Origin of the sequence: Antarcticibacterium flavum (assembly GCF_006159205.1) — a bacterium.
In the GTDB taxonomy this organism is placed as follows: domain Bacteria; phylum Bacteroidota; class Bacteroidia; order Flavobacteriales; family Flavobacteriaceae; genus Gillisia; species Gillisia flava.
The window spans coordinates 58,657-74,075 of record NZ_CP040812.1; the positions used below are offsets into that span (position 1 = coordinate 58,657).

Below are 15,419 nucleotides of genomic sequence, written 5' to 3' on the forward strand. Positions count from 1 at the left end.
CTAATGCACATCAAGTATTTCTACCTCCTTATCCTTTAATGTAAAACTATCACCTTTCTTTTTGCCTTCTAAATGTTGATATATAGGAGCCTCTGTGGAAATTACACTTACCCCACTACCGTCATCCAGGGTAATATTTCCAAGGGGAACGGCAATGAAATAATAATGATCATCTGTTTCCACCATACTGCCAAATTTTATACTTTCAGAATAATGTTCCCTGTCTACCCGGTTTAAGGTTTGTTTCATTTTTTGAGCATGGTCAAGGTGGGTGGCATAGCGCTCAAAGTCTCCAAGGAGCTCTCCTTTACTTCCTTCCTCATCATAATCTGTATGAACATCGTTGGCTTCCATGGATTCTCGAATGGTATCCATTTTATCCTGGTATTTATCAATAAGATCCTGTATTTTTTCAAGACTTTTATAAAAAGCCTGTATCTTTCTGTTTGCCATTTTTTATTGTTTTTATTAAATGTAATTATCATTGTGCATCTACAAGAATATTTTACAAAACTTTAATATCCGCAGAAAGATCAGTTTTTAAAATAATTATAAGCCTATATACTTATAAACCTTTATTATAAGGCTGTAAACTTATTTCAAAGAAATATAAGGTTCAAGCCTAATTTTTTATATATTTACTAAATGATTTCAGTTATAACAGCAGATATAATAGCTTCTTCCGTATTAGAGGACCGGCTGTTGGAAAGAACCCTGGATACTTTAAAAACCGAGTTTAATTCTATTCAGGATGACTATGGCAAAGAAAAAGTAAATTTCAAGATCTACAGGGGAGATAGTTTTCAGGGTATATTAAAAATACCTGAAGATTCCCTGCACCTGGTACTTCAATTGAAAACAGCTGTTAACAGGCTAGGAGGAGATAAAGGAACGGCCAGGGCACAAGCAATCCCGGTAGATTTCAAAGTTGCAATAGGTATTGGAAGCCAGGATCTGGAAAGGGAAGCCATTGCAGAGTCTAATGGCCAGGCTTTTCAGTTTTCGGGCCGAACCCTGGACGAGATGAAAAATGAGAACAGAAGAACCGCACTTACAACTCCCAATGAAGATATTAATGGGGAATTCAGGACTTCATTATTATTGCTGGACACTATAACCGATAAATGGAGTACTGCCTCTGCAGAGGTTATTTACTATTCCTTGAAAGGCTTAAAGGAAAAGGAAATTGCAGCTATTCTTAAAATAAGCCAATCTGCAGTGAACCAGCGCAAAAAAGCTGCCGGGTGGGAAGCTGTTGCGCTCTTGCTGGAAAGATTCAAAGAGGCGATCTCTAAAAAGTTGCTGGATGGAAAATAGTTTGATCCTCATACAATTACTCCTGGCGCATATTATAACAGATTTTGTTTTGCAGCCAACGTCGTGGATAAGCCATAAAAGAAAACATAAAGGCACTTCTGTATATCTTATAATACATTCACTGCTTGCAGGAGTTTTGACCCTCTTATTTATTCAGCGGCTGGACCTGTGGTATTTGGCACTTTTTATAAGCGTATCCCATTATCTTATAGACTGGTGGAAATTAAAACAAACAGAGGATAATCTAAAATATTTCCTGCTGGACCAGTTATTTCATCTCCTTATCCTATTGCTGGTTTGGCTTTATATTATAGATGGATTTTCCCTTGTGCTTCCCGGCTTAAAGAGCATACTTAATTCTCCGGCAATCCTGGCTATTGCAGGAGCATATCTTATTGTGGTCTTCCCTGCAGGCTATCTTATTGGAAAAGCCACTCAAAGGTGGCAAAATGAGATTGAAATTACTTATAAAAAAAATAGCCTTGAAGCCGCAGGCAGGTACATTGGAATCTTTGAAAGAATCCTGGTCCTCACCTTTATCCTAACTAATAATTTTGCAGCAATAGGATTTCTAATAGCCGCCAAGTCCATATTAAGGTTTAGTGATAAATCTGAAACAGGTGCCCGTAAACAAACAGAATATGTTCTTATAGGCACCCTAATGAGCTTTGCCTTTACTATAATCCTAGGCCTTCTTATACAGGCTTTGGTCTTCTAATAACTGAAGATTACCCAGGAGCCGCTCCTTAACAATATTCATCATTCTTTTATTTAACGAGGAGGAGTTTTGGATGTAGATCTCATATTCATCCAGGGTAAACTGGCCAATAATGATTCCCTTAAGGCTATTCCTGAATTTTATATCCCTTTGAATTGCGTTTTCAATAAATCCCATCTTCTTTTCTACATTAAAGCCATAGAAAGTATTCTTATGTTTATAGATATAATTTCTAAATACCTCAACCAGGAGTCCATCCTGCAGTTTGGTTACCGGCCGCAGGGTCCTGTTTTGAAATTGTTCATCCCTGCTCATGTTTGAAGAAACTTTCGCATTGGGAATTTCTGGTCGTAATCGCAGTAGGTTTTGGTCTCGCTGGTTCATAAGAGTAGAGTTTCTTAAATATACTTATTAAAATAGCATTTAATTGGGGAGAGCCCAATACTTTTAAACGGCTTTATTAACATCCCCGGATCTTTGCCTCAGTTAAATTCCTCTTAATCGTTCCGGGGGTTGGTATTCAAATTTTTATCTTTAAGAAATTCGAGTTTATAATGATAGAATCAATCAATCCCTTTACCGGGGATAAAATAGCCAGCATCAGGGAATATTCAGAAGAGCAAATAGATAAGGTACTTGAAGATGCCGCAGAAAGGTTTAAAGGCTGGAGAAAGACCGGTTTTAGTGAACGTTCAGCCCTTATGCTTAAGGCTGCTGAAGAGTTAAGGAAAAATACCCGGGAATATGCTGAAACTATTACTGCTGAAATGGGAAAACCCATCAAACAATCTATAGCTGAAGTCGAAAAATGTGCCTGGGTTTGTGAGTATTATGCAAAAAACGCTGAAACTCACCTTGCTTCAGAAAAAATTGAAACAGATGCTGTAAAGAGTTATGTCTCCTATGAACCTCTGGGGGTTGTTCTGGCGGTTATGCCCTGGAATTATCCATTTTGGCAAGTGTTTAGATTTGCGGCTCCGGCACTTATGGCTGGAAATATTGGAGTCCTTAAGCATGCCAGCAATGTTATGCAAAGTGCTGAAAACATTCAAAAAGTATTTGAAAGAGCTGGATTTCCAAAGGGATGTTTCCAAAACCTTGTTATTGGCAGCGATAAGGTTGAGAATGTGATCAAAGACAGTCGTATCAAAGCAGTTACTCTCACAGGGAGTACCCCGGCAGGTAGTGCTGTAGCCAGTACTGCTGGAGCAGAGATCAAAAAATCTGTCCTGGAACTTGGAGGTAACAATGCGCTGGTTATATTAAAAGGAGCCAACCTAAAGAAGGCTGCAGAGACTTGTGTACAGGCCCGGTTCCAAAACACCGGCCAGAGCTGTATTGCCGGTAAACGATTATTGCTGCAGGAGGAGATTGCAGAGGATTTTATGGAGATTTTTCTGGAACAGGTCAAAGCACTTAAAAGTGGAGATCCTATGAAGGAAGATACTTTTATTGGTGTTCTCGCACGGGAAGACCTGGCCAGGGATCTTGAGAAACAGGTCAACGATTCAGTAAAAGCAGGTGCAAAAGTCCTTTGTGGAGGCAAAAGAAAAGGGACATATTTTGAGCCAACCGTTATAACGAAGGTGACAAAGAATATGCCTGTATTTGCTGAGGAAACCTTTGGCCCGGTGATTAGTACCACTACCTTTTCTACTTATGAAGAGGCGGTGGAATTAGTAAATTCTTCTCAATTTGGTCTTGGCGTATCGTTGTTTACAGATGACCTGGAGAAGGCTGAAGCCTTAGTGCCTTTATTTGATGACGGGGCCGTTTTTATTAATGAACTGGTTAAAAGTGATCCCCGGTTGCCGTTTGGGGGAACAAAGATCTCCGGATATGGCAGGGAATTATCTATTCATGGGATTAGAGAGTTTGTTAATAAGAAGACAGTATACATAAATAAATATGAGTAAATGGGAAAACAGGATATTGGAATAACGGTAGACGCAGTAGTATTTGTAAGAGAAGAAAAAGACCTGCGGGTATTACTTATAAAAAGAAAAAATGACCCTTTTAAAAACCAATGGGCGTTGCCAGGTGGTTTTCTTGAAGAGAATGAATCCCTGGTAGCAGGTGCCAAACGCGAACTGGATGAAGAAACAGGATTAAAGCCAAAGGAGCTTTATCAAATCAAAGCATTTGGCGACCCCGGCCGTGATCCCCGTGGCAGGATCATTTCTATCGCTTTCCTTGGAGTCCTGGAAAGGGTAGAAGAGGTAAAAGGAGGCGATGATGCAGGAGAAGCAAGATGGTTTCCTGTTTCCAACCTGCCCGAGCTTGCTTTTGATCATAGTGAGATCATTGCTTCAGGTAGGGAAATGTTTTAATAATTAAAATAAAAGAAATGAATTTTCATACTCGTAAATGGGTGAAGCCGCAGGACCTTAACCCAAATGGTACTTTATTTGGAGGAAGGCTTCTTGACTGGATCGATGAGGAATGTGCTTTATATTCTATAATTCAGCTTGAGAATCCAAAGGTGGTGACAAAGTATATGAGTGAGATCAATTTTCAAAGTTCTGCCGTACAGGGGGATATTGTTGAAATTGGAATAGAGGTACTCAATTTTGGAAGTTCTTCCCTAAGCCTTAGGTGCGAGGTGAGAAATAAGATGACCCGCACTACGATTATAACCATAGAAAATATTATTATGGTGAGTTTGGGAAAGGATGGCAAGCCTAAACCTCATGGTAAAACGCAGGTAGAATTTGTGAAGGACAGGTTGAGAGATGGCAGCTAATCTCCTTAAAGCAGGATAAAGAATTTATCCATCCTGCTTTTCTTCCGCCTCTTTTTTCTTTTCTTCCTCTTTATCTTCCCTGGCGTCCTGTATAGATTCCGTAGCCTGTTCTTTCTGTTTTTCTGACGGTTCTTCGCGTTTTTGTTCCCTCGCTTTTTCAGGTTCCAGGCTTACCACAAAAACTGCGGGAAAGTGGTCTGAATCAATATCTGCACCCAACCCAATATTTACTAATCTAAAATCATCTGAAGCAAAGAAGTGGTCAAGGGGCCATCGCATTACAGGGTTCTTAGCGTTGAAAGTATTATAGAAACCACGGCCAATCCTGGGGTCCAGCAAGCCACTTACATCTTTAAAAAGGCGAGTGGTTTGAGACCAGGCAACATCATTAAAATCCCCTGTTACTATAACCGGCATCTCACTGTTCTTAGCGCTTTTTGCCACCAGCATCATTTCTGCATCCCTGTCTGTTGAAGAGGGGGTGTGTTGTGGCATTGGTGGAGTAGGATGGATGCAATACAACCTAATTTCCTCTCCTGCAGGCAGGGAAAACCTGGTATGAATGGAAGGAATGCTGTCATCTACAAGGTATTTTACTTCAGGATCAACCAGGGGTAAACGGGAATAGAGTAGCATTCCATAGGTGTTGTCAAGGGGTACTTCCACCCGGTGTGGATAATCTTCCAAAGCAGGCCTTACATCCTGCATCCACCTGGTGTTGGTTTCCATTAAGAGAATAAGATCAGGGTCTTTATCAGTAAGATCTTTAATTAGCTTATCTGGATTCTCATTATCCTGCAGAACATTGGCTATATAAAATTTTACCTGTGGCCTATCCTGGGTTGCATCTGCCTCCATAAGTTCATAATTCCCGTGCGGGATGTAAGGCCATATTTTGGTTAGCTGAAATAAAAAACAACCGGTAAGCACCGCGACAAAAACATAATCCTGTACCCATTTCATATCAAATTTATAAAAGTAGGTTACCAAAGCAACGAAAGTGAGCACTGTTAACTGGGTATGTGGAAAATCAAAGATCCTTATCCACCAGAAGTCGGCAGCTATAAATGGGAGAAGGGTAAGTATAATGGCTACCAGCCCGACACTTTGCAAGAAACTTTTTAATTTCATAGAAGGATTCATTATATATCTCCTGGAGAGAAATGGCAGCTAAAATACCAACTGTAATAGTTAATCTCTTTTTAATTTCTGAAAAGATAGCATATTAATGGCATTTTAATTCACGGACTTTGCCAAACCCGGATATTTCCTAATTGCCTGCTGAAGAAGAATCCAAAAAGGCCCTTATGTCATCGCCAGATGGTGACTCAAATAACTTCAGGTCAAAATAAGAAACCGCAGCAATGAGATGGTCAAAAATATCGGCAGAGATATATTCGAAATTCTGCCAGCGTTTATCCCGGCTAAAACATAGGATCTCCAGTGGAATTCCCTGTGCCGTTGGTGCCTGATGACGCACAATGATATACATGTCTTTGTGAATGGCCGAGTGTTCGTTAAGGTAGGCATCGGCATATTTCCTAAAGATCCCGAGGTTGGTTTGATTCCTTCCGTTTATTGGAAGTGATTTGTCAATATTATTGTTGGAATTATATTTATCTATCTCTTTTTGGCGGTGGTCCAGGAAAGGTGCGATCAATGATATTTTTCCGAATTTTTTGAGATCTTCTGGAGTAACAAATCTTACTGAATTCTGTTTGATGTAGATAGAACGTTTTATCCTTCTACCCGGCGATTCCTGCATTCCCCTCCAGTTTTGAAAAGAATCTGAAATAAGGCTGTAGGTGGGAATGGTAGTATAAGTATTATCCCAGTTTTGAACCCGTACTGTAGCAAGATTTATCTCGGTCACAGTACCATCGGCTCCATATTTACTGAAGGTGATCCAGTCTCCAATTCTCACAATATCGTTTACAGATACCTGTATGGAGGCTACAAATCCCAGGATGGTGTCCTTGAAGATCAAAAGAAGAATGGCTGATGCTGCACCCAGGGATATGGCAAATTCAATTACAGACCTTCCCGTAAGAACTGCTATGATGTACATAATCCCTATTACCCAAACAAAGATGATGATTACCTGTATATAGCTGTCTATAGGCTTATCCCTGTACTCCTCCCGGGTCTTTAAATAGTTTTTCGTGGTCCTTAGTAAACTGCGCAGTATCCATACCACCAGCACTATAACATAAATCTTTAAAATGAGCTTGACCACCCCAAGAGTGAATTGGTGATTTATTAAAATGTACGGGACGGTAGCATTAATAATAAGGAGTGGGAGAATTTGCCCAACGTATTTAGGAAAATTGGTTTTGATAAGAAAATCATCAAAAGTTGTTTTTGTTTTATTTGTAAAGGATTTAAAAGCCTCTATTACAAATCGCCGGGTAAGGTAGTTGATTAGTACCACCAGGAGTACCAGCCCGGTAATATTAATGGCCAGGCTAAGGTAAGTGGCCGCTATGGGGTTCATTCCCTGGTTGACAAAGGTTTCCTCCAGGTAGCAAAATATAGTCTCAAAGGAGAAAAATTCTTCCAAAATTATAGGTATTTATTTTCTATGTAAAAAGGCCCGAATGGCACAACAGAACATACAATGGCAATTATAAGAGTTCTTTTTCTCCAGTTAAGGGGTTTATACATCCAAAAGGCGCCCATTACATAAGCGATAAAGAGTATACCGTGAGCCATTCCCACTACCTGTACCATTTGGGGTAAATCAAAGAAATATTTTAGGGGCATTGCCAGGAACAAAAGCACCAGGAATGATATTCCTTCAAGTATGCTCACCCATCTAAAAACCCTGATCTGGTTTTCCAAACTCATATTTTCAAATTTAGTGCAAAGATAATTTTTATGTAGAGAGTAAGCCCGCCGAAACTAAAATTATTACAAAGGAGATAACTTGTAAAAAATTGTTAAAAATGTTTTATTCCTGAAGTATAAAGGACCGGTAGTAGCGGGCTTTTTCATATTTTGCGGGCCACATTAAAAATTTAAAATGAAAGCTCAAATTTTAGTAACCGGGGGTCTTGGTTTTATAGGTTCCCATACGGTAGTTGCATTGTTGGAACAGGATTATGATGTAGTGATCATTGATAACCTTTCCAATTCCTCAATAGATGTACTTGGAGGAATTGCCAAGATTACACAAAAACCCCCGAATTTGAAAAAATAGACCTGAGGAATAAAGAACAGGTAGTAGAATTCTTCGAAAAGTATCCGGATATCCAGGGAGTGATTCATTTTGCAGCCTCCAAGGCTGTAGGAGAAAGTGTAGAAAATCCTTTGTTATATTATGAAAATAATCTTTCCACTTTAATATATCTTTTAAAGCAGCTAAGCAGGAAAGAAAGATCAAATTTTATTTTTAGTTCTTCCTGTACTGTATATGGTCAGGCAGATGAACTTCCTATAAAAGAAAATGCACCTGTTAAACCTGCAATATCTCCTTACGGGAATACCAAGCAAATAGGGGAGGAGATCATTAGGGATACCTGTAAGGTTCATCCCAATCTTAAAGCAATTTCCCTTCGTTATTTTAATCCCATTGGAGCTCATCCCAGTGCTGAAATTGGAGAGTTGCCCATAGGCACGCCCCAAAACCTGGTTCCATTTATTACTCAAACTGCCATTGGAAAAAGGGAACAACTCTCAGTATTTGGAGATGACTATCCCACAGAAGATGGTACGTGTATTAGGGATTACATTCATGTCATGGACCTTGCAAAGGCGCACGTGGTAGCCCTTGAAAGACTTATGGATGATAAGAGTGATAGTAATTATGATGTTTTCAATCTTGGTACCGGTAATGGAAACTCTGTTTTGGAAGTGATCAATTCGTTTCAAAAATCCACGGGAAAGAAATTGCCATACAGGATTGCTCCCAGGCGGGAAGGAGATGTGATTGCCGCTTACGCCAATACTACTAAAGCCAATGATGTTCTTAACTGGAAAGCAGAGAACAGCCTTGAACAGGCTCTTAAAAGCGCCTGGAAATGGGAAAAGAAAGTTGCAGAGAAGGAGAGGGAATAGGAATTTGAAATAAAAATGAGGCCGTCTAAAAAGTAATTTTTAGGCGGTTTCTCTTTTTAGGTTATTTAATGATTTGTTTGGTCTTCTCCTTTTTAAAAAATTAATAGAAAGTCAAGGATATAGTCTTTTTAGGCTACACTGAACTTCCTGAGGTTGTGTGCCATTGCTATGAGTCCTATCTCAGTGGTAGCTTTATCCATTCCCCGGAGCATAAACCGTTTGAAACCCATGTTCTGCTTGATATTTCCAAAGACAGCTTCCACATCCCAGCACCGGCGCTTACGATGTGCTATTCCTTCTTCACTTAGCAGCAAATCTCTTGCTTTTTCTTTTAGGCGAATTAGGTTGTGATTGCGTTCGATGGTCCTGTTCCCTTTTGCTTTATGGCAGCTGCCTCGCAGCGGGCAGCCAAGGCAATTCTGAGCCTGGTATTTGTGGATCGTTTGTTTAAAACCATTCTTAGTTTCACTTTCGTAGCTTTCTATTTTATTCATCGCCTGCCCCATTGGACAGTAATAAGTATCTGTTTCCTGGTTGTAAAACAAGTTATCGGGATGGAAAGGGTTTTCTCTGTGCTTTTTATCCCGTTGTTCTTTGTGAAAGTAGTTGTATTTCACATAGGCAGTAACTTCTTTCTCTTCTAGATCAACATAATTTTCTTCACTGCCGTAACCAGCGTCGGCAGTAAGAGTTTGAGGAGCTTCTCCATAGGAGGCAATATGTTTTTGCAGGTGATCTTTTAAAGTGGTGGTGTCAGCTGTAGTTTGTGCTAAGGAGTAGTTAACGATAAACTGATTATTGGTTGAAGCCTGCAAGTTATATCCGGGTTTTAATTGCCCATTTTGCATATAATCATCTTTCATCCGCATAAAGGTGGCATCGGGATCTGTTTTGCTGTAGCTGTTCCTTGTTCCCAGGATCTTCTCCTGCTCATTATATTTTTGTAGGTTCTGTGGCCAGTTCTTTTTGGCATAATTGAGCTTTTGTTTGACCTTCTTGTCAATCTCTTTGTCCTTCAGGGCCTGGTTTATGGTGTCAATGGTTTGAGCAACTTTTTCAGGATCGATGGCTTCAAAATCAGGTTCATTAGGCAACATTTGCTCCTGGTCATAGACACTCTCAACATATTTCCATAGTTCTTTAAGTTGTTTTTTGATTCGCTCTTTACTGGTCTTGTTAGACTTGCCCCACACAAAGGTATAGCGGTTAGCATTGGCTTCTATCTTGGTGCCATCCACAAAAAGTTCTTTAAGTGATAGCACTCCTTGTTCTGCCAATAAAATTACAACCTGATTAAAAATGTTTTGAAAAGTTCCTTTTAAGCGTTTTCCCCTAAAATCATTGATGGTATTATGATCTGGTTTGCTTTGCCCGCTAAGCCACATAAAGTGTATGTTCTCCTGTAGGGCTTGCTCTATCTTACGAGAGGAGTAAATGTTGCGCAAATAGGCATAAATGGTCACTTTTAATAACATCCGGGGATGATAGCTGGAAGTGCCACCTCCTTTATAGCTCCTTTCTAAAGCGGAGATATCAAGGCGATCAACAATCGTATTTACAATTCGGACAGGATGATTCTTAGGAACCAAATCATCATAGCTGGGCGGAAGAAGACTTAACTGGTCCTGTGAGTAAGTCTTAAATACAACTTTCTTGTTCATAGCATGAAAATAATACTATCCATAATTATTTCCAACAAAAAAGGCTGCCTTTTCAGACAGCCTCATTTTCTTTATCTGCTGCCGTTTACAATAAAGGCATGTATTACCCCGGGGAGCCAACCAAGTGCGGTTAATAATAAGCTTATTAAAAATGTTACACCCAGCCCATGCTTCAAAAAGACAGCCAGAGGTGGTAGCAAAATATTTAATATGATAGTTAAGATCGACATATTTTTAGTTTTAATGGTTAATAATCTAAAATTAGCCATCTTTCCATCAATTCAAGAATTTTCGTTTCGGTTTAGCGGTTATTTAACGGATTTTTCAAAATTTAAAAAATTTATTAGCAATTAGTAAACCAGTACCTTTGTCTTTTAAAATTAAAAAATATGGGATTTACAGAACTTGGAGTATCAGATGATCTAATAAAAGGCCTGGAGGAATTGGGGATTAAACATCCAACTCCAATCCAGGAAGCAGCTATTCCCGTTCTTTCACACCAGGATGTGGACTTCGTGGGCCAGGCACAAACAGGCACCGGAAAAACAGCTGCTTTTGGCCTGCCAATCCTCTCACGTATTGACCCCGGTAAAGATCACATCCAGGCTTTGATCCTGGCACCTACAAGGGAACTTGGGCAGCAAATAGCCCGGCAGCTGTTTAAATTTACAAAGTACTCTCAAAAAGTTTTCACAGAGGCTGTTTACGGTGGAGAAAAGATAGATATCCAAATTTCCCGTTTGAGTAGGCCTACACATGTGGTAGTAGCAACTCCCGGCAGGCTTCTTGACCTTTTGAATAAAAAAGCTCTGGATATCTCCAGGATCAATACTCTGGTGCTCGATGAAGCAGATGAGATGTTGAGTATGGGATTTAAAGATGAGCTTACACGTATTTTGAAGAAGACCAGTGGAAACCGAAATATTTGGTTGTTCTCTGCAACAATTCCTAAGGAGCTGGACGAAATTATTGAGCAGTACGTTGCCGGGGATGCGGTTAGGGTGCATATAAACAAATCTGAAGCCGTAAACACCGGGATCGAGCACCAGTTCGTAACGGGAGATGACAGTAATAAGCTGGATACTCTTGCTCAGTTCCTTAAATCCCAGGGAAAGCATCGTGGGATTATCTTCACCAGGACAAAGGCGGTTGCAAGGGTGCTGGCAAAACAACTGGAGGCCAAAAACTATGAGGTAGGTCTTCTTGAAGGAGATATGATGCAAAAAGACCGCGACAAGGTGATGCGGGCATTCAAAAATAAATCACTTCGAATCCTTGTTTCTACAGATGTGGCTGCCAGGGGAATTGATGTAGATAATCTTGCTTTTGTGGTTCATTACCAGTTGCCAGATCAAATTGATTATTACACTCACAGGAGCGGGAGGACCGCCCGTGCCGGTAAGAAAGGTATTTCACTTGTCCTGGTCAATAAAAAGGAACTAAGGCGCATATGGGAACTTGAAAAAGCCCTTGGAATTAAGTTCCTTAAAATAAAATAGTAAAGGAGCTTAACCCCTGAAGTGCCTGTACCGGGCCATCATAAACATATACACGGCATAACCAACAAGCCCTGCAGCCACGATCCCGAGTAACCAGGCGCCATAGGAGGAATCTTCCAGAAAGGAAAATGCATCCCTGGTTGTTTTAATGTCTGAGGGATTCGAAGTTATAGCAGCATGTAAAGCAAAATAACCTATTATTAGGAAAAGCACTCCTCGCGAGGCCATCCCCACATAAGCCGAATTTTTTATGGTTTTACGGCGTTTTTCTTCACTTATGGACTCAAAGTCAAATTTCTTCATGAAATCTGCTTTATAGATTCTTATGAATTGATAGATGCCTGTACCTACAATTGCTGCTCCAATAATTCCCAGTGCTATTAAACCATTTTCGCTGTCAAGAATAGAGGAATTTTGCGCAGAATTGCCAGATCCAGATCCTCCAGATCCCGCACCAGACCCAATGACACGCCATAGCGCCATGGCACCAAGGCCAAGGTAGAGAGTGCCACTTATAAAAAATGCAACTCTTTTTACCTTTCCCTTCTTATCTTCTCCTATTCCTTCAGGGTCTTCAATAGATTGGGTATAACGCCAGGCGGCATAGAAAATAAGACCTACCCCTAATAATGCCAAAAGTACATTTCCAAAGGGTTGTTCATCCAGGAATTTTAAAACTTCTAATTGACTTGTTTTCTCTCCTCCAAGGTTGAAGGCAGCCAGGAAAGTAAGAATTCCTGTTATGCCGTAAACGCTTCCCTTGGCGACGTATCCCGCACGGGCCATTTTCTTTAAATTGTCATTCATTTTCCTGATTTTTTTAAAGTGTATTTAAAAATAAAGGAAAAAGAAGTGGCAGCAGGTACTATTATAAATATTTTAAGTTTTAAGGGGAAAGGGTTATACCATTTCAAAGATAACCAGGGCGTACAAATAGAATCGTACAAATCGTAACAGGCCGAACATAAGGTAGCTCATAAAAGGAAACCGGATGAATCCTGCCGCAATACTGGTAATCGCAAAAGGTATTGGTAGCAGTGCACCTACGATGATCAAGAAACCGCCCCACTTTCTGGTATTTTTAATATGTTTGGCAAGGTTTACCTCCATTTGGCGGTGAATAGCAGGTATTTTAGTGATTGAAACTCCTATGAAATAAGAAATGATTCCTCCCACGTAAGAGGCAGCAGCAAGGAGGGAAAGATAAAAAATGGGATACAGGGATTTACCTGCCCAGGCAATGAAAAGTTCTGGAGGTACAAGACCCAGGACAGATTCAGATAACAGAAACACTAAAATTATACCTGCAGGGGGGTAAGTTTCTGTGACCGTTGCCAATACCTTATTAAGATCGAGAACATAGAAATCCAGTGCCAGCACTGCAGCTACCACAATAAGAATAGGAATTATCGCCTTTTTGACGCTTTTTCCTACAAACTTATAGAAACCGGTGTAGCTGTAATACTGGTGCATTAAACGCCATCGCGGTTTCTTTTTGGATTTTTCATCCTTCTTCTTCATTAACCTGCGGTTTTACGAAATTTTTCCGGAAAGGGGGATATTAGTAGATAAGACCTGGGTCCAGCCTGTTAATTTTCTTCAGCATATTCCTGTAGGGCACGGCTATATTCCCGTAGGTCCATTTCATTATTCTTTATAGAGGTATCACTCATAAGAGAGAGAAGGTAATCCAGGCTTTCTTCAGGTTTTGAGTCCTGTGGGACAGTATTTTCTTCAAGCTCATCCAAAGGCTCATCATCTGGAATTGGAATTTCAAAGGTTTGGTATTCCTCAACATGCTCATAAGTAAGCCTTATTACTTTGGCAAGTAAAGGGTCCTGGTCTTCCACGGCATAGGGACGAAGATCCTTTAGGTCCTGTACCAGTGTATTGATGATTAGACCATTGCGCATTAGGTCACGTTGTATTTTATCTAGTAATTTTTTTCCTTTTGGATTTTTCAACTTTTATAGGTTTATAGAGTTCAACTTTGTTCATCTTCCTCAGCATTATTTAACTGATTCAGGTTTTTTAAAGAGCTGCAAAGTTACTTCTTTATCTATTTATCAAAACTTTTTTAGCTATTATTTATTATAAGAATGAAAAATAATACACGAAAGAAAATTTTGCCGTCAAACCCTTGTGAACATTATAACAATTAACAATTAATTAGAGTTAAAAATTTTAGTGACAATAGCTTCTTCATTAGTTTTATTGATAAATGAAAAACAATTGAAAATGAGATCATTTGAAGGTAAAGTTGCTCTTATCACTGGAGGAAGTAAGGGAATAGGATATGGGGTCGCAGAGGCTCTTTTAAATCTTGATATGAGGGTGGCTATAACAAGCCGCACCGAAGACTCTGCAGTTAAAGCCGCTAAGCAGCTAACCCAGCTGGGAAGAGGTAAAGTACTTGGATTGGTGGCCGATGTTAGAAATTATGAAAGCCAAAAAGAAGCTGTTAACGTTATCCTGGAAAAATGGGGACAACTGGATATCCTGGTTGCCAATGCAGGCATAGGACATTTTGGTTCTATAGAGGATCTTAGTATTGAACACTGGCAGGAAACAATAGATACCAACCTTAGTGGTGTTTTTTACAGTATTAAAGCTGCCCTTCCTGCCTTGCGAAAAACACAGGGATATGTTATTACTATTTCCAGCCTTGCAGGAACCAATTTCTTTGAAGGAGGGGCTGCTTATAACGCGAGTAAATTTGGGGTTACGGGTATGACCCAGGCAATTATGCTGGATGTACGTAATCACGGTGTGAAAGTGAGCACCATTATGCCGGGATCTGTAGCAACTCATTTCAATGACCACGAACCTTCAGATAAGGATTCCTGGAAGATCCAAAAAGAGGATATAGGGGATCTTGTAGTGAATTTAATTAAGATGAATCCGCGAACCCTGCCAAGTAAAATAGAGGTAAGGCCTTCGCAGCCACCACAAAAATAGAGGACAAAAATTCCTACTAAGGAAAATAATATGGGTGTCCGGGAAAGAACATAGTCCCTGCAGGCATTGCATATTTCAGGTTTGAGAATGATTGGTATTATGTAGAACCCTGGAATTTTGTAAAGCCGTAACAGGATATAGACTGTTCTTCTCCCGGACACTTTTTTTGTAAAAATAGTCGACCAATTGAAACACAAAACAATCTTCCAGGTCACTTTCAATAAAATAACAATTCAAATTTGCCCTTTCCGGGTTAGGTTTAGTACCGCAAGTTTTCTTGTTTGGCAGCAGAGGTTTAGCGACAGCCAGATGATTACATTTATTATGGGTTCTGGATTCCAGGAGCAAATGCCTTTCAGTTTTATCCAAAAAGATTGATTATAAATGTTTAATTATTCATAAAACAGTTCAGGTTTTTTTTCTTCCGTTTCTAAAATCGTAAATTGTATAAAAGCTTAAAAATAACT

General features: G+C 39.7%; 17 protein-coding genes and 1 pseudogene. 8 read left to right on the forward strand and 10 right to left on the reverse strand.

What is annotated here, in order from left to right:
* Window positions 1-453 carry a GreA/GreB family elongation factor gene (locus tag FHG64_RS00235; RefSeq protein ID WP_139064564.1) on the reverse strand — a complete coding sequence of 151 codons (453 nt, stop codon included), beginning with the start codon at window positions 451-453 and terminating at the stop codon, window positions 1-3.
* 192 nt (window positions 454-645) lie between these two features.
* On the opposite strand from FHG64_RS00235, the gene FHG64_RS00240 reads away from it, so the two are divergent.
* Together FHG64_RS00240 and FHG64_RS00245 are read left to right on the forward strand one after the other, a co-directional pair.
* Window positions 646-1,317, forward strand: coding sequence for a SatD family protein (locus FHG64_RS00240; protein WP_139064565.1), 672 nt, complete (start codon window positions 646-648; stop codon window positions 1,315-1,317).
* Complete coding sequence (locus FHG64_RS00245; RefSeq protein ID WP_139064566.1) at window positions 1,307-2,035, forward strand: DUF3307 domain-containing protein; 729 nt, start codon at window positions 1,307-1,309, stop codon at window positions 2,033-2,035. The genes FHG64_RS00240 and FHG64_RS00245 overlap by 11 nt, the downstream gene beginning before the upstream one ends.
* On the opposite strand, the gene FHG64_RS00250 is transcribed toward FHG64_RS00245, so the two are convergent.
* On the reverse strand, window positions 2,003-2,419 hold the full coding sequence (locus FHG64_RS00250; protein WP_139064567.1) for a glyoxalase: 417 nt from the start codon (window positions 2,417-2,419) through the stop codon (window positions 2,003-2,005). The two genes, FHG64_RS00245 and FHG64_RS00250, sit on opposite strands and share 33 nt — an antisense overlap.
* Before the next feature lie 170 nt (window positions 2,420-2,589).
* On the opposite strand from FHG64_RS00250, the gene FHG64_RS00255 reads away from it, so the two are divergent.
* From FHG64_RS00255 to FHG64_RS00265, 3 genes are read left to right on the forward strand one after another with little or no spacing between them, the layout of a single operon-like run.
* Window positions 2,590-3,951, forward strand: coding sequence for an NAD-dependent succinate-semialdehyde dehydrogenase (locus FHG64_RS00255; protein ID WP_139064568.1), 1,362 nt, complete (start codon window positions 2,590-2,592; stop codon window positions 3,949-3,951).
* A complete protein-coding gene (locus FHG64_RS00260; RefSeq protein WP_139064569.1) occupies window positions 3,952-4,365 on the forward strand; it encodes an NUDIX domain-containing protein in 414 nt (137 codons plus the stop codon).
* A gap of 17 nt (window positions 4,366-4,382) precedes the next feature.
* On the forward strand, window positions 4,383-4,778 hold the full coding sequence (locus tag FHG64_RS00265) for an acyl-CoA thioesterase (RefSeq protein ID WP_139064570.1): 396 nt from the start codon (window positions 4,383-4,385) through the stop codon (window positions 4,776-4,778).
* Window positions 4,779-4,802: 24 nt separating this feature from the next.
* On the opposite strand, the gene FHG64_RS00270 is transcribed toward FHG64_RS00265, so the two are convergent.
* The 3 genes from FHG64_RS00270 to FHG64_RS00280 form a co-directional block, all read right to left on the reverse strand.
* Complete coding sequence (locus tag FHG64_RS00270) at window positions 4,803-5,909, reverse strand: endonuclease/exonuclease/phosphatase family protein (protein WP_139064571.1); 1,107 nt, start codon at window positions 5,907-5,909, stop codon at window positions 4,803-4,805.
* 139 nt (window positions 5,910-6,048) lie between these two features.
* On the reverse strand, window positions 6,049-7,338 hold the full coding sequence (locus FHG64_RS00275; RefSeq protein WP_246054220.1) for a mechanosensitive ion channel family protein: 1,290 nt from the start codon (window positions 7,336-7,338) through the stop codon (window positions 6,049-6,051).
* Between the two features lie 2 nt (window positions 7,339-7,340).
* Window positions 7,341-7,625: a DUF3817 domain-containing protein gene (locus FHG64_RS00280; protein ID WP_139064572.1), complete on the reverse strand. Its 285-nt coding sequence runs from the start codon at window positions 7,623-7,625 to the stop codon at window positions 7,341-7,343.
* A gap of 175 nt (window positions 7,626-7,800) precedes the next feature.
* Between FHG64_RS00280 and galE the strand changes: the two are divergent.
* Window positions 7,801-8,834 (forward strand): annotated as a pseudogene (gene galE, locus FHG64_RS00285) (UDP-glucose 4-epimerase GalE).
* A gap of 128 nt (window positions 8,835-8,962) precedes the next feature.
* Here galE and FHG64_RS00290 read toward each other — a convergent pair.
* Together FHG64_RS00290 and FHG64_RS00295 are read right to left on the reverse strand one after the other, a co-directional pair.
* Window positions 8,963-10,495: an IS1182 family transposase gene (locus FHG64_RS00290; protein ID WP_139064573.1), complete on the reverse strand. Its 1,533-nt coding sequence runs from the start codon at window positions 10,493-10,495 to the stop codon at window positions 8,963-8,965.
* Window positions 10,496-10,566: 71 nt separating this feature from the next.
* Complete coding sequence (locus FHG64_RS00295; RefSeq protein ID WP_139064574.1) at window positions 10,567-10,725, reverse strand: YqaE/Pmp3 family membrane protein; 159 nt, start codon at window positions 10,723-10,725, stop codon at window positions 10,567-10,569.
* A 159-nt stretch (window positions 10,726-10,884) separates the two neighbouring features.
* On the opposite strand from FHG64_RS00295, the gene FHG64_RS00300 reads away from it, so the two are divergent.
* Window positions 10,885-11,994: a DEAD/DEAH box helicase gene (locus FHG64_RS00300; protein WP_139064575.1), complete on the forward strand. Its 1,110-nt coding sequence runs from the start codon at window positions 10,885-10,887 to the stop codon at window positions 11,992-11,994.
* 9 nt (window positions 11,995-12,003) lie between these two features.
* Here FHG64_RS00300 and FHG64_RS00305 read toward each other — a convergent pair whose 3' ends face one another.
* The 3 genes from FHG64_RS00305 to FHG64_RS00315 all read right to left on the reverse strand — a co-directional run bounded on the left by FHG64_RS00305 (window position 12,004) and on the right by FHG64_RS00315 (window position 13,958).
* Window positions 12,004-12,801, reverse strand: coding sequence for a DUF1206 domain-containing protein (locus FHG64_RS00305; RefSeq protein WP_139064576.1), 798 nt, complete (start codon window positions 12,799-12,801; stop codon window positions 12,004-12,006).
* A gap of 93 nt (window positions 12,802-12,894) precedes the next feature.
* A complete protein-coding gene (locus FHG64_RS00310; protein ID WP_139064577.1) occupies window positions 12,895-13,515 on the reverse strand; it encodes a YqaA family protein in 621 nt (206 codons plus the stop codon).
* Between the two features lie 68 nt (window positions 13,516-13,583).
* Window positions 13,584-13,958, reverse strand: coding sequence for a hypothetical protein (locus FHG64_RS00315; RefSeq protein ID WP_139064578.1), 375 nt, complete (start codon window positions 13,956-13,958; stop codon window positions 13,584-13,586).
* A gap of 274 nt (window positions 13,959-14,232) precedes the next feature.
* Between FHG64_RS00315 and FHG64_RS00320 the strand changes: the two genes are divergently transcribed.
* Window positions 14,233-14,952 carry an SDR family oxidoreductase gene (locus FHG64_RS00320; protein ID WP_139064579.1) on the forward strand — a complete coding sequence of 240 codons (720 nt, stop codon included), beginning with the start codon at window positions 14,233-14,235 and terminating at the stop codon, window positions 14,950-14,952.
* Window positions 14,953-15,419 lie beyond the last annotated feature (467 nt).